This window comes from Micromonospora sp. L5, assembly GCF_000177655.2.
In the GTDB taxonomy this organism is placed as follows: Bacteria; Actinomycetota; Actinomycetes; order Mycobacteriales; family Micromonosporaceae; genus Micromonospora; species Micromonospora aurantiaca.
Map to the genome: position 1 here is coordinate 2,975,112 of NC_014815.1, position 23,417 is coordinate 2,998,528.

The 23,417-nt window shown below is 74.2% G+C and carries 17 protein-coding genes and 1 pseudogene; 11 read left to right on the plus strand and 7 right to left on the minus strand.

Annotated features, from left to right (window positions below; translation table 11 throughout):
- Positions 1 to 4 precede the first annotated feature (4 nt).
- Together ML5_RS14190 and ML5_RS14195 are read right to left on the minus strand one after the other, a co-directional pair.
- Complete coding sequence (locus ML5_RS14190) at positions 5 to 862, minus strand: DUF5667 domain-containing protein (RefSeq protein WP_013288755.1); 858 nt, start codon at positions 860 to 862, stop codon at positions 5 to 7.
- A gap of 283 nt (positions 863 to 1,145) precedes the next feature.
- Positions 1,146 to 2,109 (minus strand): annotated as a pseudogene (locus tag ML5_RS14195) (ECF subfamily RNA polymerase sigma factor, BldN family).
- Positions 2,110 to 2,604: 495 nt separating this feature from the next.
- Between ML5_RS14195 and ML5_RS14200 the strand changes: the two are divergent.
- Genes ML5_RS14200 through ML5_RS14210 form a run of 3 tightly spaced genes read left to right on the plus strand, consistent with a single transcriptional unit; the run spans position 2,605 to position 5,191 of the window.
- The gene (locus tag ML5_RS14200) at positions 2,605 to 4,281 is read left to right on the plus strand and encodes an AMP-binding protein (RefSeq protein ID WP_013475151.1); all 1,677 of its coding nucleotides are present in this window, start codon (positions 2,605 to 2,607) and stop codon (positions 4,279 to 4,281) included.
- On the plus strand, positions 4,271 to 4,525 hold the full coding sequence (locus ML5_RS14205) for a glutaredoxin family protein (RefSeq protein ID WP_013288752.1): 255 nt from the start codon (positions 4,271 to 4,273) through the stop codon (positions 4,523 to 4,525). The genes ML5_RS14200 and ML5_RS14205 overlap by 11 nt, the downstream gene beginning before the upstream one ends.
- A 24-nt stretch (positions 4,526 to 4,549) precedes the next feature.
- Positions 4,550 to 5,191 (plus strand): HAD family hydrolase, encoded by a 642-nt coding sequence (locus tag ML5_RS14210; protein WP_013475152.1) that lies wholly within the window; start codon positions 4,550 to 4,552, stop codon positions 5,189 to 5,191.
- Positions 5,192 to 5,200: 9 nt separating this feature from the next.
- On the opposite strand, the gene ML5_RS14215 is transcribed toward ML5_RS14210, so the two are convergent.
- Both ML5_RS14215 and ML5_RS14220 read right to left on the minus strand, forming a co-directional pair.
- Positions 5,201 to 5,857 (minus strand): response regulator transcription factor, encoded by a 657-nt coding sequence (locus ML5_RS14215; protein ID WP_013475153.1) that lies wholly within the window; start codon positions 5,855 to 5,857, stop codon positions 5,201 to 5,203.
- Positions 5,858 to 5,959: 102 nt separating this feature from the next.
- Complete coding sequence (locus tag ML5_RS14220) at positions 5,960 to 7,264, minus strand: sensor histidine kinase (RefSeq protein WP_013475154.1); 1,305 nt, start codon at positions 7,262 to 7,264, stop codon at positions 5,960 to 5,962.
- Between the two features lie 389 nt (positions 7,265 to 7,653).
- Between ML5_RS14220 and ML5_RS14225 the strand changes: the two genes are divergently transcribed.
- From ML5_RS14225 to ML5_RS14250, 6 genes are all read left to right on the plus strand, one after another.
- Positions 7,654 to 8,424 carry a redox-sensing transcriptional repressor Rex gene (locus ML5_RS14225; protein ID WP_013288748.1) on the plus strand — a complete coding sequence of 257 codons (771 nt, stop codon included), beginning with the start codon at positions 7,654 to 7,656 and terminating at the stop codon, positions 8,422 to 8,424.
- Positions 8,421 to 9,794 carry a glutamyl-tRNA reductase gene (locus ML5_RS14230; RefSeq protein WP_013475155.1) on the plus strand — a complete coding sequence of 458 codons (1,374 nt, stop codon included), beginning with the start codon at positions 8,421 to 8,423 and terminating at the stop codon, positions 9,792 to 9,794. Before ML5_RS14225 ends, ML5_RS14230 begins: the two co-directional genes overlap by 4 nt.
- The gene (gene hemC, locus ML5_RS14235) at positions 9,791 to 10,777 is read left to right on the plus strand and encodes a hydroxymethylbilane synthase (protein ID WP_013288746.1); all 987 of its coding nucleotides are present in this window, start codon (positions 9,791 to 9,793) and stop codon (positions 10,775 to 10,777) included. The genes ML5_RS14230 and hemC overlap by 4 nt, the downstream gene beginning before the upstream one ends.
- Positions 10,774 to 12,354, plus strand: coding sequence for a uroporphyrinogen-III synthase (locus ML5_RS14240; protein ID WP_013475156.1), 1,581 nt, complete (start codon positions 10,774 to 10,776; stop codon positions 12,352 to 12,354). Before hemC ends, ML5_RS14240 begins: the two co-directional genes overlap by 4 nt.
- Positions 12,355 to 12,367: 13 nt before the next feature.
- Positions 12,368 to 13,351: a porphobilinogen synthase gene (gene hemB, locus ML5_RS14245; protein WP_013475157.1), complete on the plus strand. Its 984-nt coding sequence runs from the start codon at positions 12,368 to 12,370 to the stop codon at positions 13,349 to 13,351.
- A gap of 475 nt (positions 13,352 to 13,826) precedes the next feature.
- Positions 13,827 to 14,507 (plus strand): helix-turn-helix transcriptional regulator, encoded by a 681-nt coding sequence (locus tag ML5_RS14250; protein ID WP_236619417.1) that lies wholly within the window; start codon positions 13,827 to 13,829, stop codon positions 14,505 to 14,507.
- Between the two features lie 32 nt (positions 14,508 to 14,539).
- Here the strand turns inward: ML5_RS14250 and ML5_RS14255 are convergent, their stop codons facing one another.
- The 3 genes from ML5_RS14255 to ML5_RS14265 all read right to left on the minus strand — a co-directional run bounded on the left by ML5_RS14255 (position 14,540) and on the right by ML5_RS14265 (position 20,166).
- Positions 14,540 to 17,809: a lamin tail domain-containing protein gene (locus ML5_RS14255; RefSeq protein WP_013475159.1), complete on the minus strand. Its 3,270-nt coding sequence runs from the start codon at positions 17,807 to 17,809 to the stop codon at positions 14,540 to 14,542.
- A 91-nt stretch (positions 17,810 to 17,900) separates the two neighbouring features.
- Positions 17,901 to 18,917 (minus strand): GNAT family N-acetyltransferase, encoded by a 1,017-nt coding sequence (locus ML5_RS14260; RefSeq protein WP_013288741.1) that lies wholly within the window; start codon positions 18,915 to 18,917, stop codon positions 17,901 to 17,903.
- Between the two features lie 67 nt (positions 18,918 to 18,984).
- A complete protein-coding gene (locus ML5_RS14265; protein ID WP_013475160.1) occupies positions 18,985 to 20,166 on the minus strand; it encodes a lytic transglycosylase domain-containing protein in 1,182 nt (393 codons plus the stop codon).
- 38 nt (positions 20,167 to 20,204) lie between these two features.
- Between ML5_RS14265 and ML5_RS14270 the strand changes: the two genes are divergently transcribed.
- Positions 20,205 to 20,420, plus strand: a complete 216-nt coding sequence (locus ML5_RS14270) for a zinc ribbon domain-containing protein (RefSeq protein WP_013288739.1) — start codon at positions 20,205 to 20,207, stop codon at positions 20,418 to 20,420.
- A gap of 155 nt (positions 20,421 to 20,575) precedes the next feature.
- Entirely contained in the window at positions 20,576 to 23,392 is a 2,817-nt protein-coding gene (locus tag ML5_RS14275) for an adenylate/guanylate cyclase domain-containing protein (RefSeq protein WP_013475161.1), read from the plus strand.
- Positions 23,393 to 23,417 lie beyond the last annotated feature (25 nt).

Sequence of the window (23,417 nt, forward strand, 5' to 3'; positions counted from 1 at the left end):
GGCGTCAGCGGTCGGCCGGGCAGGTGGCCGGAGCGGGCCCGAGCATGTCGCTGGCCTGCGGCGCGGGCAGCCCGCAGGCGATCGCCTCGCGGAGCGCGTCGGCGCGCTTGCCCGCCGCGTCGAGCAGGGACAGCGAGCGGCGGGTGCGGTCCCGGTCGGCGTGGTCGGGCCGGTCGAGCAGGCCGCTGACCACCCGGCGCTGGCCGGCGAGGAACGTGTCCACCGCGTCCAGCGCCGTCGGGTCCGAGCGCTGCGCGGCGACAGTGGTCAGCAGGCGTACGCCCTGGCGGGTGTCCGCGTCCATGTCGTCCAGGACGGCGCTGAAACCGATGCGGTCGTCGCGCACCGAGGCGGCCTCGTCGAGCCGGGTGCGGGCGAAGTCGAGGAAGAGCTGGCCTCGGCTGATGTCCGAGCTGGCGAGCGCGAGCTGGGCGCGCTCGGTGGAGCGCTTCATGCCGTACAGGGCGTCGCCGGGCAGCGCGTTCTCGCTGGCGGCGGAGATACCGGAGAGGGCGACCGCCCCGGCGGCCACGCCGACCAGGATCGCGCCCCGGGCTCGCGCCCGGCGGCCGGTGATGGCGGGGAGCAGCGCACCGCGTACGCCGGAGGTGGCGGTCCTGGCCGGAGCGCCGACGCCCTCGCGTTCGGCGGTGGCCACGAGCATCGCCCGCAGGCCGGTACGGAACTCGGCGTCCACCTCGACGTCGGGCCGCTCTGCGGTGAGCCGGCGGCTCACCTCGACGAGTGCGGTGAGCTCACCGTCCGCCTTGGACCGGACGTGGTGCCGGCGTCCGCCGTTGGCCTCGTCGAGGAGTTGCGCGAAGCGCTCGGCTCGCCGACGGGAGAAGAGGTCGCTGTCCACCGCGGCACCCCCTCTCGCTGGTCACGGCCGGGCGGCCGTCGTCGTCACCAGCGACCGGTGGCAGCGTGTGGCCCAGGGCCGACCGGAACGGCCGACCTGACCCGCCGGACCGGGTGGCCCGGGGGACGCCGGGACAACCACTGGTCGCACCCGGAGAAACGGACCGCGCCGGTCGCCGGTTACGGCTGGGGCGGCGGCGAAATCACCGGGAGTGAGGGGCGGGTGGGGGGTACGTCGGGCATGCGACACCGCCCGGCGTCGTGCGCCGGCCGGGTCGGGACCGTCAGGAGTGGAAGCCGTCGGGCAGCAGCCGGGCCAGCGCCCGGACCGCCCGGTACTGCAGGGCCTTGATGGCGCCCTCGTTCTTGCCCATGGAGCGGGCCGTCTCGGCCACCGAGAAGCCCTGGAGGAATCGCAGCACGATGCATTCCTGCTGCTCCGGGTTGAGCTGCTTGACGGCGGTGAGCAGGGCGACGTTCGTGATGTGCTCCACCACCGCCGCCTCGGGGCTGCCCTCGGGTCCGCGGTCCTCCCGCTCGGCGTCCAGGACGTCACCGGTGGTGACCTCCAGCCGGTAGCGCCCGGACTTGAAGTGGTCGGCGACCAGGTTGCGGGCGATGGTGACCAGCCAGGCACCGAGGTCGCGCCCCTGCCAGGTGAAGCTGCCGATCCGCTTGAGCGCCCGCAGGAACGTGTCGGAGGTGAGGTCCTCGGCGAGCTGGCGGTTGCCGACGCGGAAGTAGACGAACCGGAAGACGGTGTCGACGTACCTGTCGTAGATCAGCCCGAACGCCTCGGACTCGCCCGCCTGTGCGCGCTCGACCAGCGTCCACACCTCGGTGGCCGGGTCGGACGGGTCGGGGCGGCTGGGGAAGCCGGTGGCGGGCGCGGCGGCCGGCACGGCGGGCAGGACGGCGGTGTCGCCGGTGGTCACCGCCGGCAGGACCGCGGTCTCGGCGGCGGACGGCTCGGCCCCGGTCGCCGCGTCGCGCCTGGGCCGGCATGGTCGGGCGGGTCGGACTGCCCAGGCGGCCGGTCGCGGGCTTCGCATTGCCGCCCGGGGTCGCGGGGCGGGGCGGCGCCTCGTTCGTGTGGTGCGCGCGGCTGCGGACGCGCCGCCCGTCGCCGCGTACCGCGAGCTGGCCGTCGGTGCCCCGGGGGCCGGGGTCCGCGCGCTCGTTGAGCGGGTTGCGCTGGGCCGGGCCGGTGACACCGGCCGGTCGTTCGGCGTAACCGAAGGTGGTCACCGCGCCTCCCCAGGCTGAGCGGACAGTGACCGCGCCGGAGGACCGGGTAACACCCGGTCGGGCACGGCCGGGTCGGGACGTGCCGGCGGGCGGCAGATCCCCTTGAGGTGCTGGTCCAATGCGCTCACGGGCACGGGGGCCTCCTCGGGCTGAGGGGTGTCGACTCACGGCAAATGGGGTGAGCCGACCCGAGTGATGATAGGGCCAACGTCACCCACGCGTGGCAAGTCCGTTACACAGAGCGGAAGTATTTCCCGCCAGGTCGCACACATGGCGGACCCGTTGTCCGTCGTGTGTGGTTGACTTTCGCGCCGGAACCTGGTCCGCAGTGGAAAGTCCTGGTCGGAGCCGATTTTCTTTTCGCTCGGCGTGTCGCGGGAGCGGTGCGGCCGGGTCACGTCCGGCTTCCCGCCCGGGCACCGGTGGAGATCCTCATCCCGTGGCTAGGAATCCCACCGTACGGCAATTGCAGTCCCGTGCGGCGGACCCGGCGCCGTGTTCGGGCATGGCCTGTCGGACACCGCTGTGCCAGACTCAGCCACCGTGCAGGACGCCGCCGAAAGCTCCGCGCCGAACCTCGCCGACCGGCTCCGCCACGCCGCCGCGCAACGGGGCGACCGGGCCGCGCTGCACTGGCGCGACCGGACGCTGCTCTGGTCCGAGCTGGACGACGCGGTCACCGCCACCGCCCGCGCGCTGCTCGCCGACGCGCCACCGGCCGACGGAACCGGCCACCCGCCCCGGGTGGCGATCGCGTTCGGCAACACCCCCGACTTCGTGGTCACCTACCTCGCCGCGCTCCGGGCCGGGCTGGTGGCCGTACCGGTCAACCCGACGCTGACCGCCCGCGAGCTGCGGCACGTCCTCGCCGACTCCGGCGCGACCGTGCTCGTCGGCGCGCCCGAGGTGACCGCTCGGGTGGACCCCGCCGAGCTGCCCGCGCTGCGTGCCGTGCACACCGCGCCGCCGGTGTCCGGCGACGCCGCGCCGGCCCGGTTCCCGGCCCGCTCCGGCGACGACCTCGCAGTCCTGCTCTACACCTCCGGCACCGAGGGCCGGCCCAAGGGCGCGATGCTGTCGCACCGGGCGCTCGCCGCCAACCACGACCAGGTCGACCGCATCGAACCACCTGTGGTCGGCCCCGACGACGTCGTGCTGCTCGCCCTTCCGCTGTTCCACGCGTACGGGCTGAACTCCGCACTCGGCGCCGTCGTGCGGCACGGCGCGACCGGGGTGCTCGTCGACGAGCCCGGCCCGGCCGGCGCGCTGGACGACATCGCCCGGCACCGGGTCACAGTGCTCGTCGGCGTACCGCCGATGTTCCTGACCTGGGCCGAGGCGGAGCGTGACCCGGCCGCGGCGCTCGCCTCGGTACGCGTCGCGGTGTGCGGCGCGGCGCCGCTGCCGCTCGCAGCCGGCGCGCGCTTCACCGAGCTGACCGGGCACCCGGTGCACGTCGGCTACGGGCTCACCGAGACCGCGCCGGTGCTCACCTCGACGCTCGTCGGCGGCGAGCCGAAACCGGGTTCGATCGGCCGCCCGCTGCCCGGCGTCGGGCTGCGCCTCGTCGGGTCCGACGGCACCGAGCTGTGGCGCGACGGGGTGCCCGCCGACGCCCCCGACGAGGACGAGATGGACCTCTCCGACGAGCCGTCCGGCACCGACCCCGGGCAGATCGTGGTACGCGGCCCGAACCTGTTCGCCGGTTACTGGCCGGACGGGCGGGGTGGGCCGGACCCGGACGGCTGGTGGCCCACCGGCGACGTGGCGTACGCCGACGGCGACGGCGACCTGTTCCTGGTCGACCGGCTCGGCGAGCTGATCCTCGTCAACGGCTTCAACGTCTACCCGCACGAGGTGGAGCTGGTGCTCCAGGCGCACCCCGGGGTGGCCGAGTCGGCCGTCCTGGGCGTGCCGCACCCGCGGACCGGCGAGACTGTGCGGGCGTACGTGGTCCGGGCGGCCGGCCCGCCGGTGACGGCGGAGGACCTGCTCGCCCACTGCGCGCGTAACCTGGCCCGGTTCAAGTGCCCGACCGCCGTCGAGTTCGTCGACAGCCTGCCGTACTCGGCGATCGGGAAGGTACGCAAGACCGAGCTGCGCCCGGCGCCCGCGGTGCCGTCCCCGGCGACGCCGACCGAGATCCGCACGGAGGTATCCGATGTCCAGTGACCCGAGGCTCATCCTGATCACCCGGCCCGGCTGCCACCTGTGCGACGACGCCAAGGCCGCGCTCGACCGGGTGGTGGCGGTGACCGGCGACCGGTGGGTGGAGCGGGACGTCACAGGCGACCTGGAGATGGAGCGCGACTACGGCGACCGGCTGCCTGTGGTGCTGCTCGACGGCAAGGAGCACGGCTACTGGCGGGTCGAGGAGGACCGGCTGCTGCGTGATCTGACCACGCCGCAGCTCTAGCACTATGGTGCTCGGGTGACGGGTATGCGACGCCACCTCGTGTGGGACTGGAACGGAACGCTCCTCGACGACCTCGACCTGGTGGTCCAGGCCACTAACGTCGCCTTCGCCAGCGCCGGCGGGCCGGCGGTCACCGCGGCCGAGCACCGGGTCCGGTTCCGGCGGCCGATCGCCGACTACTACGCCGAGATGCTCGGCCGGGCCGTGGACGCCGAGGCGTTCGGGACGCTCGACCGGGTCTTCCACGACGCCTACCGGGCCGGGCTGACCACCTGCGCCCTGGCCGCCGACGCCACCACCGCGATCGAGTCCTGGGAGGGCAGCCAGTCGCTGCTGTCCATGTGGTTCCACGACGAGCTGGTGCCGACCGTGCACACGTACGGCCTGACCCCGCACTTCCGCCGGGTGGACGGGCTGCGCGCCACGGTCGGCGGCGGGCACAAGGCCGAGTGGCTGGAGAAGCACCTGGCCGAACTGGGGCTGGGCGGGCACGAGGTGGTGCTGATCGGCGACTCGCTCGACGACGCCGACGCGGCCGCCTCGGTCGGCGCCCGCTGCGTCCTCTACACCGGCGGCCTGTCCGACCCGGACCGGCTGCGCGGCAGCGGCCACCCGGCCGCCGACACGCTCACCGAGGCGGTGACGCTGGCCCGCACGCTCGCCTGACCGGCCCGGTCAGGCGCGCAGGTGGGCCAGGACGGCCAGGACGCGGCGGTGGTGGGTGGTCGCATCAGGGGGCAGGTCCAGCTTGGTGAAGATGTTGCGGACGTGCTTCTCCACCGCGCCGTCGCTGACCACGAGCGTCCGGGCGATGGCGGTGTTCGAGCGGCCCTCGGCCATCAGCGCCAGCACCTCGCGCTCGCGCGGGGTCAGCGACGCCAGCGGGTCGTCGCGCCGCCGCCGGACCAGCAACTGGCTGATCACCTCCGGGTCGAGCACGGTGCCGCCGGCCGCCACCCGGGCCAGGCCGTCGAGGAACTCGTCGATCGCGGCGACCCGGTCCTTGAGCAGGTAGCCGATCCCACCGCCGCCCCCGCCCGCGGTGTCCAGCAGGTCGTCGGCGTACGACACCTCGACGTACTGGGACAGCACCAGGATCGGTGTGCCCGGCACCCGGCGGCGGGCCTCCACCGCGGCGCGCAGTCCCTCGTCGGTGTGTGACGGCGGCATCCGCACGTCCACCACCGAGACGTCGGGCCGGTGCGCCACCACCGCCTCGACCAGCGCGTCACCGTCACCGACGGCCGCCACCACCTCGTGCCCGTACTCGGTCAGCAGCCGGACCAGCCCCTCCCGGAGCAGTACGGCGTCGTCCGCGATCACCACCCGCATGGGTCCGGTGTCTATCACGCCCGGACCCGGTTGCCGCCCGGCGGCCCGGATGCCGGGCGCGCCGCGCCACCGCGCGACGGCCCGGAGCCCGGGCGAACCGGGTCACCTCGGCAGTTCGGCGTGGATCCGGGTCGGGCCGCCGGCCGGGCTGGCCACCTCCAGGGTGCCGCCCGCCGCCCGGACCCGGTCGGCGATGCCGCTGAGCCCGTGCCCCTTGGCCAGGTGCGCGCCGCCGGCGCCGTCGTCGGTGACGGTGATCTCCAGCCGGCCCACCTTCCGGGTGACCTCCACCCGGCAGATGTTCGCCCGGCTGTGCTTCGAGACGTTCGTCAGGGCCTCGGCCACCACGAAGTACGCGGTGCTCTCCAGCCCCGGGTCGAGCCGTCCGGCGGCGATGCCCAGGTCGTCGTCCACGGTCAGCTCGGTGGGTACCAGGGCGCGGGCCGCGAGCGCGGCGAGCGCGCTGGGCAGGCCCCGGTCGACCAGGATCGGCGGCGCGATGCCCCGGGACAGGGCACGCAGCTCGTCCAGCGTCTCCCGGGTCTGCGCGACCGCCTCGTCGAGCGTCTGCCGGGCCGCCTCCGGGTCGGCGGCGAGCTGGTGGCGGGCCCGGCCGAGGTCCATGGCGAGCCGGACCAGCCGCTGCTGCGGGCCGTCGTGGATGTCGCGCTCCAGCCGGCGCAGCGCGACCGCCTCGGCCGAGGCGGCGGCCCGCTTCTGCTCCTCCAGCGTGACGATCCGCTGCCGCATCTCGGCCACGCCGGTGAGCAGCGAGTACGCCAGCCCGGCCTGGAGCCGGGCGCAGCCGCGCGCCACCAGCGGGAGGGTGAACAGGGCGAACAGCCCGATCGCGGTGTTCAGGGCGATCCGCGCGCCGGGGCCGTCGCCCATCCCGAGGAGCTGGCTCAGGTCCTGGTCGTCCGCGCCGCGCGGGATGGCCCAGTCGTACGCGATGTAGAGGGTGCCGCCCAGTGCGAGCACCCACCAGACCACGAGCAGCACGAACGTGGGCACCGCCACGAGCAGCCGGACGAAGGCGTGCAGCAGGTCGAGCCACGACTGCGCGTCCCGGATCGGGGTGAACACCCGGCGCCAGAACCCGGCACCCGGCTCCGGTCTGCGGTAGACCGGGCGTACCCGGGGCCGGTCCTGCACCCCGGCGAGCCGGAGCCGCTCGATGTCGGCCAGCCCGCGGGCCGCGTAGAGGAAGCCGGCGAGGATCGGCAGGCCGAGCGTGGTCACCAGCAGCCCGGCGCTGAGTGAGATCCCCACCACTGCCAGCACGAAGCTGACGATCGCCAGCGGGAGGCCCACGAGCACGTAGGTGGTGTCGCGGGCGAGGCGGCGCAGGAGCCCGTGGACGGGGGACAGCGGAGCGGGCGCGGTGGCCAGTGGTGCTGCGGTCATGGTTCGAGGCTATGGGCGCGTGCCCCGCCGACCCATCCCGCACGCTGGCCTGTTCGGGGTGGGGTTCTCCCTACTCGAAACGTGAGACTCGCCTCGCCACGCCGGTCACGGAGCGCTACGGGCCCCGCGCGATTGGTCAGGGAAGTCTGGATTGAGCAATAATCGGCATGCGCCGCCGAGAGACGCGGTTGATCGATCTTGCGGGAATGGAGGGGCAGGTGAAGGCGCGTCGCGAGCTTTCAAGATCGCGATTTGTGCACCCCTTCACAAACACCTACTCTGTAGTTCCGACGCGCCCTGCTAGCACAGCCGGCAATCTCGGTCGCCAGCGGGAGTCCCGAAACGACCGGCCCCCGTCGCTGGTCGAGGATCGCACCGCACGGAGTCTCATGAGCCAGCACCGTCAACCAGGCGCGCCCGGTCGCACCGGTGCCGTACCGGCGCTTCCGGACCTGCCCGAGGCGACCGTGTCCCGGCTCCCGGAATACCTGCGTGCGCTGCACGCGCTCGCCGACGCCGGGCACGAGACGGTGTCCAGCGAGGGCCTCGCCAACGCCGCCGGCGTCAACTCCGCGAAGCTCCGCAAGGACCTGTCCCACCTCGGCTCGTACGGCACCCGCGGCGTCGGCTACGACGTGGCGCTGCTGGTCGACCAGATCTCCTCGGTGCTCGGGCTCACCCAGTGCCGGACCGTCGCGCTCGTCGGCGTGGGTAATCTCGGTCACGCCCTGGCCGGCTACGACGGCTTCGCCAACCGCGGATTCCGCATCGCCGCGCTGGTCGACGCCGACCGGTCCCGCGTCGGCGAAGTGATCAACGGCCTGGTCGTACGGCACGTCGACGAGCTGCCCCAGATCGTCGCCGAGGAGTCGATCTCGATCGGCGTCATCGCCACCCCCGCCCCGGCCGCCCAGGCGGTCGCCGACCAGTTGGTCGCCGTCGGCGTGACGAGCATCCTCAACTTCGCGCCCTGCGTACTCTCGGTTCCGGACGGGGTCGACGTGCGCAAGGTCGACCTCGCCATCGAGCTGCAGATCCTGTCCTTCCACGAGCACCGCAAGGCATCGCTGACCGCGCTCCCCGCCACCGGCGGGTCCGCCCTCACCGCCCTGCCCGGCGGACTCGCGGCAACCGACACCCAGGAGGCGATCGGCACGTGAAACTGCTCGTCGTCGGCGCGTCCTACCGCACCGCCCCGGTCGCCACCCTGGAACAGCTGGCCGTCCCGCCCGCCGACCTCACCCGCACGCTGGACCGCCTGATCGCCCAGCCGTACGTCGCCGAGGCCGTCCTGGTCTCCACCTGCAACCGGGTGGAGGTCTACGCCGCCGTCTCCGGGTTCCACGGCGGACTCGGTGACATCTGCGCGGTCCTGGCCGACCAGGCCGGCTGCCAGCCCGCGGCGCTCGCCCCGCACCTCTACGTCCACTACGACGCCGCCGCCGTGGACCACGTCTTCCGGGTGGCCGCCGGGCTCGACTCGATGGTGGTGGGCGAGGCGCAGATCCTCGGCCAGCTTCGCGACGCCTACCACTCCGCCGGTGGCGCCGACTCCGCCGGGCGGCTGCTGCACGAGCTGATGCAGCAGGCGCTGCGGGTCGGCAAGCGCGCGCACGCCGAGACCAACATCGACCGGGCCGGGCAGAGCGTCGTCACCGCCGCCCTCGATCTCGCCGCCGGGCTGCTCGACGGCGACCTGGCCGGCCGGCCCGCCATGGTGGTGGGCGCCGGCGCGATGGGCTCGCTGGGCGTGGCCACGCTGTCCCGGCTGGGCGCCGGCCCGCTCACCGTGACCAACCGGGGCGCCGCCCGTGCCGTCCGGCTCGCCGAGTCGTACGGCGCGTCCGCCGTGCCGATGGCCGAGCTGATCACCGCGCTCGCCGACGTCGACGTCGTGGTCGCCGCCACCGCCGCCACCGAGGCGGTGCTCACCCGCGACGTGGTGACCCGGGCGCTGGCCCGCCGGGACGCCGACCGCGGCCCGCTGGTCCTGCTCGACCTGGCCGTCCCGCGCGACGTCGAGCCCGGCGTCGCCGAGCTGCCCGGCGTCGAGGTGGTCGACATCGACCGGATGGCCGCCGTCCTCGCCGACGGACCGGCCGCGGCCGACGCCGCCGAGGTGGCCCGGATCGTGACCGGCGAGGTCGAGGCGTTCCTGAGCTGGCTGCGCGGTGCCGACGTCGCACCGACGGTGGCCGCCCTGCGCGGCCGGGCCGAGGACGTCGTCACCACCGAGCTGCGCCGGCTCGGCCAGCGCCGCCCCGACCTCAGCGACGACCAGCGCGCCGAGGTCGCCCGCACCGTGCACCGGGTCGTGCAGCGGCTGCTGCACCAGCCGACCGTACGGGTCCGCCAGCTCGCCGCCGAGCCCGGCGGCGACCAGTACGCGGCGCTGCTGCGCGAACTGTTCGACCTGGACGTTCCGCAGACGTCCCCTGTCGACACCGTCCCCGACGTGGTCGCCACCGACCTCGACGGCCGGCCGTCGTTCGACGCCGCCGACGTCCCGCCCACCGGAGGTGCGCGATGACCGCCCCCCTTCGCCTCGGTACCCGGGGCAGCGCCCTGGCGATGGCCCAGTCCGGCCACGTCGCCGAGGCCCTCACCGCGGCCACCGGCCGCCCGGTCGAGCTGGTCGAGGTGGTGACCGCCGGCGACAGGTCCACCGCCCCGGTGCAGCGGCTCGGCGTCGGCGTGTTCGTCTCCGCGCTGCGCGACGCGCTGACCGCCGGCGAGATCGACTTCGCCGTCCACTCGTACAAGGACCTGCCCACCGCGGCGGCGCCCGGCCTGCACGTCGCGGCCGTACCGCCCCGGCAGGATCCGCGTGACGCGCTGGTGGCCACGAACGGCCGTACGCTCGCCGAGCTGCCGCCCGGCGCCCGCGTCGGCACCGGCGCGCTGCGCCGGATCGCCCAGTTGCACGCGCTGGGCATGCAGTTGGAGGTCAGCCCGATCCGGGGCAACGTCGACACCCGGCTCGGCCGCGTGCTCGGCCCGGACGCCGACCTCGACGCCGTCGTGCTCGCCCGCGCCGGGCTCAACCGGATCGGCCGCGCCGACGTCATCACCGAGACGCTCGACCCGATGCTCATGCTGCCCGCACCCGCCCAGGGTGCGCTCGCCGTCGAGTGCCGGGCCGACGACCAGGACGTGATCGAGCTGCTCGCGCTGCTCGACCACGCACCGTCCCGTGCCGCGATCACCGCGGAACGGGCGCTGCTGGCCACCCTGGAGGCAGGGTGCAGCGCGCCCGTGGCCGCGTACGCCGTTCTCGCCGAAGGCGAGCCCACCGACGAGGGCGACGTCAATCAGGAGATCTACCTGCGCGGTGCGGTGATCAGCCCGGACGGTACTCGTGACCTCCGGCTGTCCCGCACCGGAACGCCCGCCGACGCGGCGGAGATCGGCAAGGCACTCGCCGCCGAACTCCTCGAACTCGGCGCCGACTCGATCCTCGGCCAGGACGCACAGGCCGGCCCGGGGACCCAGCAACTTGGGAGCACAGAATGACCCGCACCCGTAAGCCCGTAGGCCAGATCGCATTCGTCGGGGCCGGTCCCGGCGACCCGGGCCTGCTGACCCGCCGGGCGCTGGACGCCCTGGTCGAGGCCGACCAGGTGGTCTACGACCGGGGCGTACCCGAGTCGCTCCTGGCGCACGTCCGCGCCCAGGCCCGGCCGGACGCCGAGTTCAGCCCCGCCGAGGGCGTGCCGGGGGACGTGGCGAAGGTGCTGATCTCCGCGGCCCGGTCCGGGCAGAACGCCGTGCACCTGGTCGCCGGTGACCCGTTCGGCCACGACTCGGTGGTCAAGGAGGTGCAGGCGGTCGCGCGTACCGCCGCGCACTTCGAGGTGGTCCCGGGCGTCGGCCAGGCCGAGGGCGTGGCCACGTACGCGGGTGTCCCGCTGCCGGGCGTACGCACCGCCGCCGACGTCGAGGACGTCACCGCGCTGGACTTCGAGGCGCTCGCCACCGCCGTCGGGCGGGGTTCGCTGGCGCTCGCCGTGGACGCCGGTGACCTGGCCGCCGTCCGGGACGGCCTGCTGGCCGCCGGGGTCGACGGCACCACAGCGGTCGGGGTGACCGGTGACGGCACCGGCGAGACGCAGTACACCACCACGTCGACAGTCGACTCCTTCGTCGCGGCGGCGCTCGGCTTCACCGGCCGGGTGGTGCTCACCGTCGGCGCGGCCGTCACCGACCGCGACAAGCTGAGCTGGTGGGAGAACCGCCCGCTGTACGGCTGGAAGGTGCTGGTGCCCCGCACCAAGGAGCAGGCCGGCGTGATGAGCGCGCGGCTGCGCGCGTACGGGGCGATCCCGTGCGAGGTGCCGACCATCGCGGTCGAGCCGCCGCGTACCCCGGCGCAGATGGAGCGGGCCGTGAAGGGCCTGGTCGACGGCCGGTACGCCTGGGTCATCTTCACCTCGGTGAACGCGGTCCGGGCGGTGTGGGAGAAGTTCGCCGAGCACGGCCTCGACGCCCGCCACTTCGGCGGCGTGAAGATCGCCTGCATCGGTGACGCCACCGCCGAGGCGGTCCGTGCCTTCGGCATCCAGCCCGAGCTGATCCCCTCCGGGGAGCAGTCCTCCGAGGGCCTGCTGGCCGAGTTCTCGCCGCACGACGAGATCCTCGACCCGGTCGGCCGGGTGCTGCTGCCGCGCGCCGACATCGCCACCGAGACCCTGGCCGCCGGCCTGACCGAGCGCGGCTGGGAGGTCGACGACGTGACCGCGTACCGGACCGTGCGCGCGGCGCCGCCGCCCGCCGAGATCCGCGACGCGATCAAGTCCGGCGGGTTCGACGCGGTGCTGTTCACCTCGTCGTCCACAGTGCGGAACCTCGTCGGTATCGCCGGGAAGCCACACGCGCGGACCGTTGTTGCAGTGATCGGGCCCAAGACGGCGGAGACCGCCACCGAGTTCGGCCTGCGCGTCGACGTGCAGCCGCCGCACGCCTCGGTGCCCGACCTGGTGGAGGCGCTCGCCGCCTACGCCGTCGAGCTGCGGGAGAAGCTCGCCGCCATGCCGGCGAAGCAGCGCCGGGGCTCGAAGGTGCAGGGCCCGACCGCCCTGCGGTTCCGCTGACAGGAGGCCCGTCATGCCGTACCCCGAGATCCGGCCCCGCCGGCTGCGCCGCAACGCGGCCGTGCGGCGGCTGGTCTCCGAGACCCGCGTCGACCCGGCCGAGCTGGTCGTGCCGATGTTCGTCAAGGAGGGGCTGACCGAGCCGCGGGCCATCGCGTCGCTCCCGGGGGTGCTCCAGCACTCCCGGGACTCGCTGCGCAAGGCCGCCGCGGAGGCGGTCCAGGCCGGGGTCGGCGGGATCATGCTGTTCGGGGTGCCGGCGACGCGGGACGAGACCGGCTCCGGTGGCATCGACCCGGCCGGCGTGCTCAACACGGCGATCCGGGACGTGGTCGCCGAGGTCGGCGACTCGACTGTGGTGATGAGCGACCTGTGCCTGGACGAGTTCACCTCGCACGGGCACTGCGGCCTGCTCACCCCGGACGGCGGGGTCGACAACGACGCGACGCTCGCCGCGTACGCCGACATGGCGGTGGCCCAGGCCGCCGCCGGGGTCCACGTGGTCGGGCCGTCCGGGATGATGGACGGCCAGGTCGGCGTGGTCCGCAAGGCGCTCGACGCCGCCGGGCACCAGGACGTCTCGGTGCTCGCGTACGCGGTGAAGTATGCCTCCGCCTTCTACGGCCCGTTCCGCGACGCCGTGGAGTCGGCGTTGGAGGGGGACCGGCGCACCTACCAGCAGGACCCGGCGAACCTGCGCGAGTCGCTGCGCGAGGTCGAGCTGGACGTGGCCGAGGGCGCCGACATGGTGATGGTCAAGCCCGCGCTGCCCTACCTCGACGTGGTGTCGGCGGTCCGTGATGTGGTGAACGTCCCGGTCGCCGCCTACCAGGTCTCCGGCGAGTACGCGATGGTCGAGGCGGCCGCCGCGAACGGCTGGATCGACCGGGAGCGGGTGATGCTGGAGACGCTCACCTCGATCCGCCGGGCCGGCGCCCAGATCATCCTCACCTACTGGGCCGTCGAGGCCGCCCAGTTGCTGCGCGAGCGTTACTGACCGCCGCCCGGCCGACGTCGCCCCTCTGATGCCGGCACGTGCGGCGGCGGGCTCGGCTCGCCGAGTTCTCCGGCTTCGCTGTCCTCGTTGTGGTCGCCGCGGTTGTCCACAGCCCAAGGCGATCACTCAGCGTGTCTTTTCGAGCGACAGGACACCTCACCCTTCGCCGACTTTGCTCTGCAGCCATGGGCGCAACTGTCACGAATCGTGAGTGCTGCCTCGGGGGATGCAGAGCAAAGTCTGCTGAGGTGGTTATCCCTGCTGCGACGCTCGCGAGGATTGTGTCCGCTTAAGTCGCGTTTGTGATGGCGTCGGGTCGCTCGCTTCGGCGGCGGCGCTTGACGCTGAGTGAGCGTCACCCTCTGTGTGTGCTGACGGCCGGTGCCGAACGGGCTCGGACGCCGAATCCCGGGTTTTCCACAGGGGCGGGGAGCGGGGTTGCCGGGCCGGTGCGGGAGACGGGACCGTGGGCGGCGTGACAGACATCGCCGACACCGAGCCGGAGGCGGGCGCCGCCGCCGGCACCGCCACGGGCGCCCACAGCGGCACCGCCACCGCCGCTGCCACGGGCGCGGGGACGGGGACGGGGACGGGAGCCTGCGCCGCACCCGGCGTGCCCGCCGTGGCGGCGGGAGGCGACGGGCCGGCGCTGCTCACCGAGCCGTTCGACGTGCCGTTCCCGGCGCCGGGGATCGTCCGGGCGGTGCGTCGCCGAGCCGACGCCAGCCAACGTGAGCTGGCCCGGTTCGCCCGGGTGCATCCGAGCACGATCGGGCGGGTCGAGGCGGGGACGCTGACGCCGAGCCTGACCATGCTGTCGCGCATCGTCGGCACGGCCGGCTTCCGGCTCGTGGTCGTCGACGAGGCCGGCCGGGTTCTCAAGCCGATGCGTGACCGGGCCGACCTGCGGGACGGCGCGGAGCGGCGGTACCCGTCCCACCTCGACGTCATCACCGACCCGGAGCCGGGGGAGTGGTGGGCCGACCGGTACGGGCTGGCCCGCCCGCCGGAGACGTTCTACCGCAACCGGGAGGTCCGGGACTGGCTGCGCCGCCGCAGCCAGTGGGAGGTGAGGGTGGCCAAGTACCGGAGCGTGCCGCCTCCGCCCGATCCGCAGCGGTGCGGATACCGCGGCGGCCCGCCGATCCGCCCATGAGGGGATCGACGGGCCGCCGCGCGGCACACCGCTCAGTCGTCGTTCAGGATCGTCCCGACGCCGGACGGGTCGGCGAGCCGCAGGCCCGGCACCCCGGCCACGTACAGCGTGAGCTTCTCGTCCGTCTCGCGCTTGCGGTCACCGCGCACGGTGACCGGGAACGTCAGCGAGGTCCGGCCCGCGGCCAGGACCCGGCAGCCCACGTACGGGTCGTAGTCCGACCCGGCCTGGGCGGTGGTGCCGTAGGTGGCCGCGCAGATCAGGGCCGGCTCGGAGAGCGGGCGGGACACGGTGACGGTGAACGTCATCGTGCTGGTGCCCTTGTCGCCCTCGGTGACCGAGGTGTCCGCGACCCGCAGCGAGGCGCGCGACCGGAACCGGGCCACCTGCGGGTCGTGGTCGCTGGCACCCCGCTCGCCCAACTCCGGCGCGTCGGTCGGGTAGTCGGCGTTGATGTGCGCCGTCCGTACCTGCACCAGGTCGTCGTGCATCGGGTCGTTCACGAAGAGGTTGTCCAGCGTCTGCGCCTGACCGCTGAATGTGTACGAGTACGCCGACGCCGGCGCGTCCTTCACCAGGTCGTCCCAGAGGTTGTGCAGCCCGGCCTCGTACAGCGGGGCGAGCTGGTCCGACGGGGTCGGGTTCTGGGCGGTGGCGATCGGGTCGTCCGGGCGGGGGAAGACGTTCAGGTCCCCGCCGTAGACCACGCGGGCGTTCGGGTCGCTCGCCTCGACCGCCTGGACGATCGCTGCCCCGTACGCGGCCTGCTCGCGGCGCTGCCCGACCCGGCTGTCCGGTCCGGACGAGAAGTGGTTGGCGACCGCCCAGAGCGTGAACCGCTCGGTCGATCCGGGGCCGGCCTTCACTGTGAACCGGGCCACCTGCGCCGCACGGGTGTAGACGTTGCTGCCGTCCACCCCGGTCGACCGGTCCACGTCGGCCGGCAGCACCGCGTTGAGCGCCTTGGGGTTCTGCACGTCTGCGTTGGACGGCAGCGCCGCCGAGCGGTACTGGACGGTCGGGGCGGAGCCCAGCAGCGGGTCCGCGGCGGTCGCCTCGGCGAGCGTCAGCCGGTCGGTCCGGTAGAGGAACGCCGAGGCGATGCCCCGGGCGTCCGCGCCGGTCCGGTCGTACGCGGCGGCGTACGCCGGGCCGCCGTTGGCCGCGATGGCGAGTGCCAGCTCCTGCACGGTGTCCGGCGCGCCGTCGGCGTTGTTGGTGTCGCCGCAGGCCAGAGCGCCGTCGACCACCGAGCAGATGTCCTGGTCCTCGGCCTCCTGCACCAGGATCAGATCCGGGCTGTGCAGCGACTGGACGATCTGCCGGGCCTGCACGGCCAGCTTGGCCGCGTACGCCTCCGGGCTCGCCGGCACGTAGTCGAACGGCGGGCTGACGCCGGGGCAGCCGGTGTTGCCGGCGAAGTCGCAGCCGTCGAACGGGTCGTCGCGGTAGTCGTACAGGTTCTCCACGTTGTAGGTGGCGATCGCGACCTCGCTGCCGCGGTCGGCCGGCTGCGGCGGGTGGTTGGCGGCCGGGTCGGCGCCACCGGTCAGCGTGAGCTGCTCCGGCTGCACGCTGTACTTGCTGAACGCGTACGAGACGGAGCCGTAGGCGTCCTCGGTGAGCGTGTCGAACGTGCGTGCCTCGGGCAGCAGCGCCCGGGAGTCACCGGCGGTCGCCTTCACACCGCCCGCACCCAGCAGGATGCGCTGGTTGTTGCCGTTGTCGAACAGCGTGCCGGGGATGTCGTCGAGCGGGTGCGCGTCCCGGAACACCCGCCGGGCGTACGGGTCGGACCGCTTCATCACCGGGTCCTCGCGGTCCAGCACGTAGATCTCGGAGTCGGCGGTGGAGGAGTAGATGTGCCGGGGCGCGGAGACGCCGCTGCCGGCGCGTACCCGCATCCGCTCGCCCTCGTGCCGCTCCCAGAACAGGTCGGCGGCGGCCGCCTCGGCCGGCGGGACCGCGTCGTCGACCCGGACCACGGTGTCCACGTCGAGGCCGGAGTCGAGCTTGCGGACCAGCGAGGCGCTGGACAGCTGGGTCTGGCTGAAGTACTCGGAGACCCGGCCGCGCAGCACGACCTCGTCACCGACGGTCGGGGCGTACCCGCCGATCAGCGTGGTGAACGAGCCCATGAAGACGAACAGGCCGTCGGAGGTCAGCGGGTCGCCGTCCTCGCTGCCGAGCCGGCTCTGGAGGTAGAAGCCCCACTGGTCGGCCCCGGCCGAACTGCGGGTCAGGGACATGCCGGTGATGACGCCTCGTACGTCGTACAGCGTGGAGCTGGTGCCGTTGCCGCTGGCCGGTGCGAGCGGCGACCGGTCGGTGCGGCCGTCCTCGTCGTCGGCGGTGCGGCCCTGCACCTCGCCGACCGACAGCACGCTCGTGGCCTGCACGGTGAGCGTGCAGGTGGCGCTGTCGCCGTCGGTGTCGGTGGAGGTCACGGTGACCGCGTAGCTGCCGGCCGGCAGGCCGGTGGCGGTCAGCGTCGCGGTGGCCGTGCCGCCGTCGGCGGTCGCCGGGGTGAACGCGGTACGACTGATCGAGCCGCTCGCCGGCACCGGCACGACCGAGGTGACCGCCAGGTCGGTGATCGTGTCGTCGGCGTCGGTCGCGGTCACCTCGCGGGTCGCGGTGGCGCCCGCCGACAGCGTCAGCGCGCCGCCGCAGGCCACTGTGGGCGGCTGGTCGACCGGACCGTCGCCGACGGTGTGGCTGCCCAGGCCGTCGAACGTGTCGGTGGCGAAGCCGGCCCACTGCGCGGCCGGGTCGAACGCGTCCGCCGGGTCGGTGTCGCCGGCGGTCACCGAGGGCAGCCGGCGCAGCGTGTTGTCCGCAGTGCTGGTGAGGCCGCTGCCCCACTCGCTGCCCGGGTCGACGCCGACCTGGCCCAGGGAGTCGACCACCGTGCCGCCCTTGCGCAGCACGATCGCGTCGTCGCCGTTGAACAGCGAACCGGAGTACGTCTGGTCGGCTTGGGCGAGGATCGCCGGCGCGGCCGCCGCGGCGGCGAAGACGAACACGTCACCGGCGGCGACGGTCCCGGTGAGGGCCACGTTCGTCGAGGTGGTGGCGCCGTTGAAGAAGAGCTGGAGCTGGTAGCCGCCGGCTCCCAGGTCGATCGGGGCGCCGGTGCCGTTGTACAGCTCGACGGCCTTGTTGTTGGACGACCCCTCGACGTACTCCGAGATGAACAGGTCGGTGGGCGCGGCGCTGGCCGCGGTGGGTGCGACAGCGATCGCCGTGAGGGTGACGGCGGCGGTGGTCGCGAGCGCGGCGAGGGTGCGGCGCGGGCGCATGGGGCCTCCACGATGGGTGGACAGGAACTAACGAACGTTAAGGCTCTCGTGGGTACACCGTCCAGCCCTTCGATGGCCGGACGGTGAACGGTCAGCGGTGACTGTCCAGCCGGTGCACCAGTTCGGCCACGTCCACACCGTATTCGCACCAGTCGCGGTCGGGGCGGTAGCCCAGCTCGGCGTTGACCTTCAGCATCGACTCGTTGTCCTGCGCATTCCAGGTCTGCACCTCGGCCACCTCGGGCTCGGCCGAACGCAGCTCCAGCAGCATCCGCGCCTTGATGGCCCGGTCGATGCCGTAGCCGCGGTGGTCGTGGACGACGATCGTGTCGTACTGGTCGGCCCGGGTCGGGTGCTGCGCCGGCACCACCACCTCGGTCAACCCGGCCACCTCGCCGGTCTGCTCGTGCAGCGCGAGCACGATGTACGGCTTCATGCCGCGCCGGTGCAGCGTGGCGAGGCTGTCGCGCAGCCGGTCCGGGTCGTAGGAGCTGGGCCGCAGCTCCACGTCGTCGGAGTCGCGCACCTCGGCCTTGGCCCGCGCGTACGCCTCGATCAGCTCGTCCGGCGGGCCACCCGGCCAGAACTCCACGCGGTAGCCCGCGCCGACCTCGGCGGCCATCTCGGTGAGCGCCGGCCAGTCCACCGAGCGCAGGTCGAGCACGCTGCGGGTCTCCACGTAGTCGCGGGTGAAGCCCAGCGACTCGTAGAACCCCACGGCCGGGGTGTCGCCGACCACCTCCACACCGATCGACTGGAAGCCCTCGTCCCAGACCCGGCGGGCGGCCACCCGCACCAGCTCGCGGCCGACGCCGCTGCGCCGGATCGCCGGGTGCACCAGCACCTCGAGCACGCCGATCCCGCCGAGCAGCAGCACGTGCACATGCCCGAGGATCGCCCCGGGCGTGCCGTCCGGGCCGGCGTCCTCCTGCGCGACCCACGAGATCCGCCGCTCGCCGGGCATCACCTCGGAGAGATACTCCCGCATGGAGCTCTCCCGCCATGGCGGATCCTGCGGCAGATCGGCCGCCAGGACCGCGTTCAGCGTGTCCAGCAGGGACGCGATCTCGGCGGACGACGCGGTCCTGGGATCCCACTCGCGCACCATCACCCGTCTAGCTTGCCGTCAACGGCAGCCGGGGGGAAGGGTTGAGTCCGCGAATGTACGCGAGCCGTCACCTCACGTTGCGGCTGAGCCTGCCGTACTCGTCGGCCTTGTCGAAGACGGCCTGGGCGTACCGACGCACATCGTTGTAGGAAAGGATGGCGCCCCACCAGTCACCCGGGATGGTCATGTTCCGGCCGCCCTTGCACAGGTAGAGCCCGGCGGCCAGCGCCGCGTCGTCGATGTCGTGCGGGTTCTTCACGCCGTCGCCGTCCGCGTCCGCGCCGATCTCCTGCCAGGTGGTCGGGATGAACTGCATCGGGCCGAGCGCCCGGTCGTGGACCCGGTCGCCGTCGAGCAGCCCCTGGTCGGTGTCGAGGATCCGGGACCGGCCGCCCTGCCCGTCGAGTGGCTCTCCCTTGATCTCCGGCAGGGCCCGCCCGTCGACTTGCAGCGTGGCGCCGTTGGCCGCGCCGTGGCGCGACTCGACGTAACCGATCGCGGCCAGCGTGGTCCAGCTCAGCTGGCACCCACGGTTGGTCTGGGCGAGCACCAGCTCGGCGTAGGCGTACGCCTGAAGCGCCACCACGGGGACGCCGGTCACCGCGCTGACCCGCTGCGCCCAGCCGGTGAGCGCGTCGGCGGGACGCCCGGCGGGCAGCGCCGGAGCGGTGGTCGCACCGGGCAGCGGCGTGCCGGTGGGCGCGGCGGTTCCGGGCAGGCCGGTCAGCTCCGGCAACGGCGGCGTGGCGGGTGCCGCCGCGGTCTGCGGCACGCTCTGCGACGGCGTGGCCTCGGCGACCGGCTCCGGCCGGCCGACCGCCGCCGGCACGACCACCGCACCGGCAGTGGCGGCGGCGGCGACCAGCGCGAGCAGGAACAGCGCGGGCAGCGTGGTGCGGCCGCCGGGCCGCCGGGACCAGGCGCGGGTGGCCCGGGCCGCGCCGACTGTGAGTTGCCTCGGGCGAGTCCGGACGGCGTGCGCGAACGGCATCCGCCGACGCCGCCCGCCGCTCTCGGCTGCCGCCTCGGCCTTCGTCTCCGGCCCGGAATCCGGCTGCTCGTCCCCACCCGACCCGGGCTCGGCGTCCGCCTTCGCGCCCGGGCCGAGCTGCGGCTTCTCGACAGGCTCGGAGCCGGCTCTGCGGGGCCGCGGGATGGGCGGGGTGCCGTCGTCGGGTGGCGCGGCGGGTCGCAGGGGCCGGGCCGTCGCTCGCCGTTCGCCGTCCACCACCCGTCGAGTATCACCCATCCGGGTGACGACGTCAGGCCCGGCCGTACGCTTGGGACATGCCCCGGTACGAGTTCCGTTGCCGCGCCTGCGGCGACACCTTCGAGGTCAACCGCCCGATGGCCGAGGCCGGACGGCCGGCCACCTGCCCGCAGGGCCACGCCGACACGGTGAAACTGCTGTCCACGGTGGCCGTCACCGGCCGGGGCGGCTCCGCTCCGAGCGGTGGGATTCCCAGTGGCGGCGGTTGCTGCGGCGGCTCCTGCGGCTGCTGACTTTCCGCCGTCCGTCCCGCGGGTCGATCGGGGTCTTGCCGCCGGTGTGATCCTTTGGCACCTTGGGGCGGAATCTGCCCAGCCGTTCTCACGATGCGTGACGGCACGACCATAGGGCAGCATGAACCCGACGTCACCGGGCGGAGGTTCGACGTATGTCGCAAGGACACCACCTCCCCAGCGGGTGGGTGACGTTCGTGTTCACCGACATCGAGGGCTCGACGCGGCTGGCCCGGATGCTCGGCCCGGTCTACCGCCCGGTCCTGCACGAGCACCGGCGGCTGCTGCGCGACACCCTGGCCGGCACCGACGGCGCGGAGCTGCTGACCGAGGGGGACTCGTTCTTCCTCGCGTTCCCCGACGCCGCCGCCGCGGTCCGCGCCTGCCTGACCGCGCAGCGCGCGCTCGCCGGCCACGAGTGGCCCAACCCGGACGCCACCCCCCGGGTACGGATGGGACTGCACACCGGGTACGCCGAGCCCCGCGACGGCGAGTACGCCAGCCCCGAGGTGCACCGGGCCGCCCGGGTGGCCGCCGCCGCGCACGGGGGGCAGGTGCTCTGCTCCGCCGCCACCGCCCGGCACGCCGACCCGCTGCCGGACGGGGTGTCCCTGCTGGACCTCGGACTGCACCGGCTGCGCGGCTTCGACGACCGGGAGCGGCTGTTCCAGCTCGTCGCACCCGGGCTGGAGCGGCGGTTCCCGCGTCCGCGTACCGCCGACGCGACAGCACACAACCTGCCCACCCAGGTCACCTCGTTCGTCGGCCGGCAGGCCGAGCGCGCCGAGCTGGGGCGGCTGGTCGAGGCGTACCGCCTGGTGACGGTGCTCGGCGCGGGCGGCGCCGGCAAGACCCGGCTGGCGGTGGAGCTGGCCTCCGGGATCGTCGAGGACTACCCCGACGGCGTCTGGTTCGTCGACATCGCCGCGGTGACCGACCCGGGGCTGGTGGCGTTCGAGATCGCCGCCGTGCTCGGCCTGCGCCCGGAGCCCGGCCGGCCGATGGTCGACACCCTCGTGGAGTACGCGGCGCCGCGCCGGATGCTCGTGCTGCTGGACACCTGCGACGCCCAGACCGCCGCGTCGGCCGAGGTGATCGGCCGGTTGCTCGCCGGTGGCCGGGGTGTGCGGGTGCTGGCGACCAGCCGGGAGTCGTTCGGCGTACCCGGCGAGGTGGTGTGGCGGATACCGCCGCTGTCGGTGGACGAGGGCCCCGACGGCGGGGGGAGCGACGCGGTGGCGCTGCTGCTGGACCGTACCGCCGTGGCCCGCGGCGGCCGGGCGCCGGAGCCGGCCGAGCAGGCCGACCTGCACCGGGTGGTACGCCGCCTGGACGGGTTGCCGCTGGCCATCGAGCTTGCCGCGGCCCGGCTGCGGGTGCTCTCGGCCGGGCAACTGGCCGAGCGGCTGGACGACATGCTGGGCACGCTCGACGCCGGGCGGGAGACGGCGGAGCCGCCGCCGGTGGAGGCCGGCTGGAGCGGCAACCAGCAGGACACGGTGGACCTGGTGGCCGCCGCGACCGGCGCCGCACCGCCCACCCCGGCGACCCGGGCGGTGCAGCGGTCGGCGAGCGAGCGGCACCTGACCATCCAGGCCACAGTGACCTGGTCGTACCGGACGCTCGGCGCGCGCTCGGCCCGGCTGCTGCGCTGGATGGCGGTGTTCGCCGGCCCGGTGGACCTGCCCACCGTGCAGTGGCTGCTCGACGAGGACCCGCTCGACCCGCTCTCGGTGCTGGTGGACAAGTCGATGGTGCTGGCCGAGCCGCACGCCTCCGGCAGCACCTACCGGATGCTCGACCCGATCCGGGCGTACGCGGCCCGGCGGCTGGTCGAGGCGGGCGAGGAGCAGAGCGCCCGGGACCGGCACGTCGCCTGGTGCCGGCACGCGCTGGACCGGGCGCACCTGGGGCCGGACGGCCGCCCGGTGACGCTCTCCCTGTACGCGCTCGACCCGCTGGCGAACGAGTTGCGGGCCGCGTTGCGCTGGTGCGCCACAGGTGGCAGCGCCCGGTCGGGACTGTCGCTGGCGGGTGACCTGGACCAGTGGTGGCGGGAGCGCGGGCTGGCCCGGGAGGGGCGGCTCTGGCTGTTCCGGCTCTACGGCCGGCTTGCCGAGACCGGCGAGGTGATGCCGGACGCCGAGCTGGCCGCCGCGTACCACATGCACTCGCTGCACGCGGGCGCGGACGGCGAGTTCGGCGAGGAGCTGCGGTACTCGCAGCGGGCCGAGGCGGCCGCCCGGCAGTCCGGTGACCGAGGGCTGCTGGCCCGGGTGCTGGCCGGTCGTGCGGCGCCGCTGGTCGACATGGGGCAGTTCGCCGAGGCGGAGCGGGTCTGCCGTGAGGTGATCGACTGGGCGTACGCGCAGGACGTGGTGGGCGACGCGCTCCTGGCCGTCTACAACCTCGCCGAGCTGCTCTGGCGCCGGGGCGCGCTGGACGAGGCGGCCGATCTGCTCGCCGCGGCCCGCCCGGTCGAGGCGGCCCGGCCGGCCGAGCGGGGCGGCCGGTCGGTGGACATGCTGCTCGGCATGGTGGCCCTGGCCCGGGGCGACCTGGTCGCCGCGCACGAGCACCTGCTGGTGGCGTTGCGGTCCCGGATGAGTCACGGCTACCTGGGCCGGGCCTGCGACACGATCAACGCGATAGCGGTTCGCTGCGCGCTCGCCGGGGACGCGCTGGCGGCGGCCCGGCTGTTCGGGGCGGCGCAGGCCACCCGGGCGAACCTGCGGGCCACACCGGGGATATACGGCCCGTACTGGTCGGCACGGCAGACGGAGCTGCGGCGGGTGCTGGGCGACGAGGCGTTCGACGCCGCCTACGGCGCCGGGACGGGGCTGCGGCTGGACGAGGTGGCGGCGCTGGCGCTGCACGTCGAGCACCCGGACCTGGCCGCCGACTCGCCCCGGTTCGGCAAGCAGACGCCGGGTTCGTGGCCGGCGTTCGAGCCGCGCAGCACAACGGGCTGAGCCGGGCGGCCGACGAGGGCGGGGA

Excerpts from the sequence above, each read along its gene's own strand:
- ML5_RS14270 (WP_013288739.1), top strand. The coding sequence starts at position 20,205 with ATGCCCCGGTACGAGTTCCGTTGCCGCGCCTGCGGCGACACCTTCGAG.
- ML5_RS14215 (WP_013475153.1), bottom strand. The coding sequence starts at position 5,857 with ATGCGGGTGGTGATCGCGGACGACGCCGTACTGCTCCGGGAGGGGCTG.
- hemB (WP_013475157.1), top strand. The coding sequence starts at position 12,368 with ATGCCGTACCCCGAGATCCGGCCCCGCCGGCTGCGCCGCAACGCGGCC.
- ML5_RS14205 (WP_013288752.1), top strand. The coding sequence starts at position 4,271 with ATGTCCAGTGACCCGAGGCTCATCCTGATCACCCGGCCCGGCTGCCAC.
- ML5_RS14265 (WP_013475160.1), bottom strand. The coding sequence starts at position 20,166 with ATGGGTGATACTCGACGGGTGGTGGACGGCGAACGGCGAGCGACGGCC.
- ML5_RS14240 (WP_013475156.1), top strand. The coding sequence starts at position 10,774 with ATGACCCGCACCCGTAAGCCCGTAGGCCAGATCGCATTCGTCGGGGCC.
- ML5_RS14260 (WP_013288741.1), bottom strand. The coding sequence starts at position 18,917 with ATGGTGCGCGAGTGGGATCCCAGGACCGCGTCGTCCGCCGAGATCGCG.
- ML5_RS14210 (WP_013475152.1), top strand. The coding sequence starts at position 4,550 with ATGCGACGCCACCTCGTGTGGGACTGGAACGGAACGCTCCTCGACGAC.
- ML5_RS14255 (WP_013475159.1), bottom strand. The coding sequence starts at position 17,809 with ATGCGCCCGCGCCGCACCCTCGCCGCGCTCGCGACCACCGCCGCCGTC.
- hemC (WP_013288746.1), top strand. The coding sequence starts at position 9,791 with ATGACCGCCCCCCTTCGCCTCGGTACCCGGGGCAGCGCCCTGGCGATG.
- ML5_RS14225 (WP_013288748.1), top strand. The coding sequence starts at position 7,654 with ATGAGCCAGCACCGTCAACCAGGCGCGCCCGGTCGCACCGGTGCCGTA.
- ML5_RS14275 (WP_013475161.1), top strand. The coding sequence starts at position 20,576 with ATGTCGCAAGGACACCACCTCCCCAGCGGGTGGGTGACGTTCGTGTTC.
- ML5_RS14220 (WP_013475154.1), bottom strand. The coding sequence starts at position 7,264 with ATGACCGCAGCACCACTGGCCACCGCGCCCGCTCCGCTGTCCCCCGTC.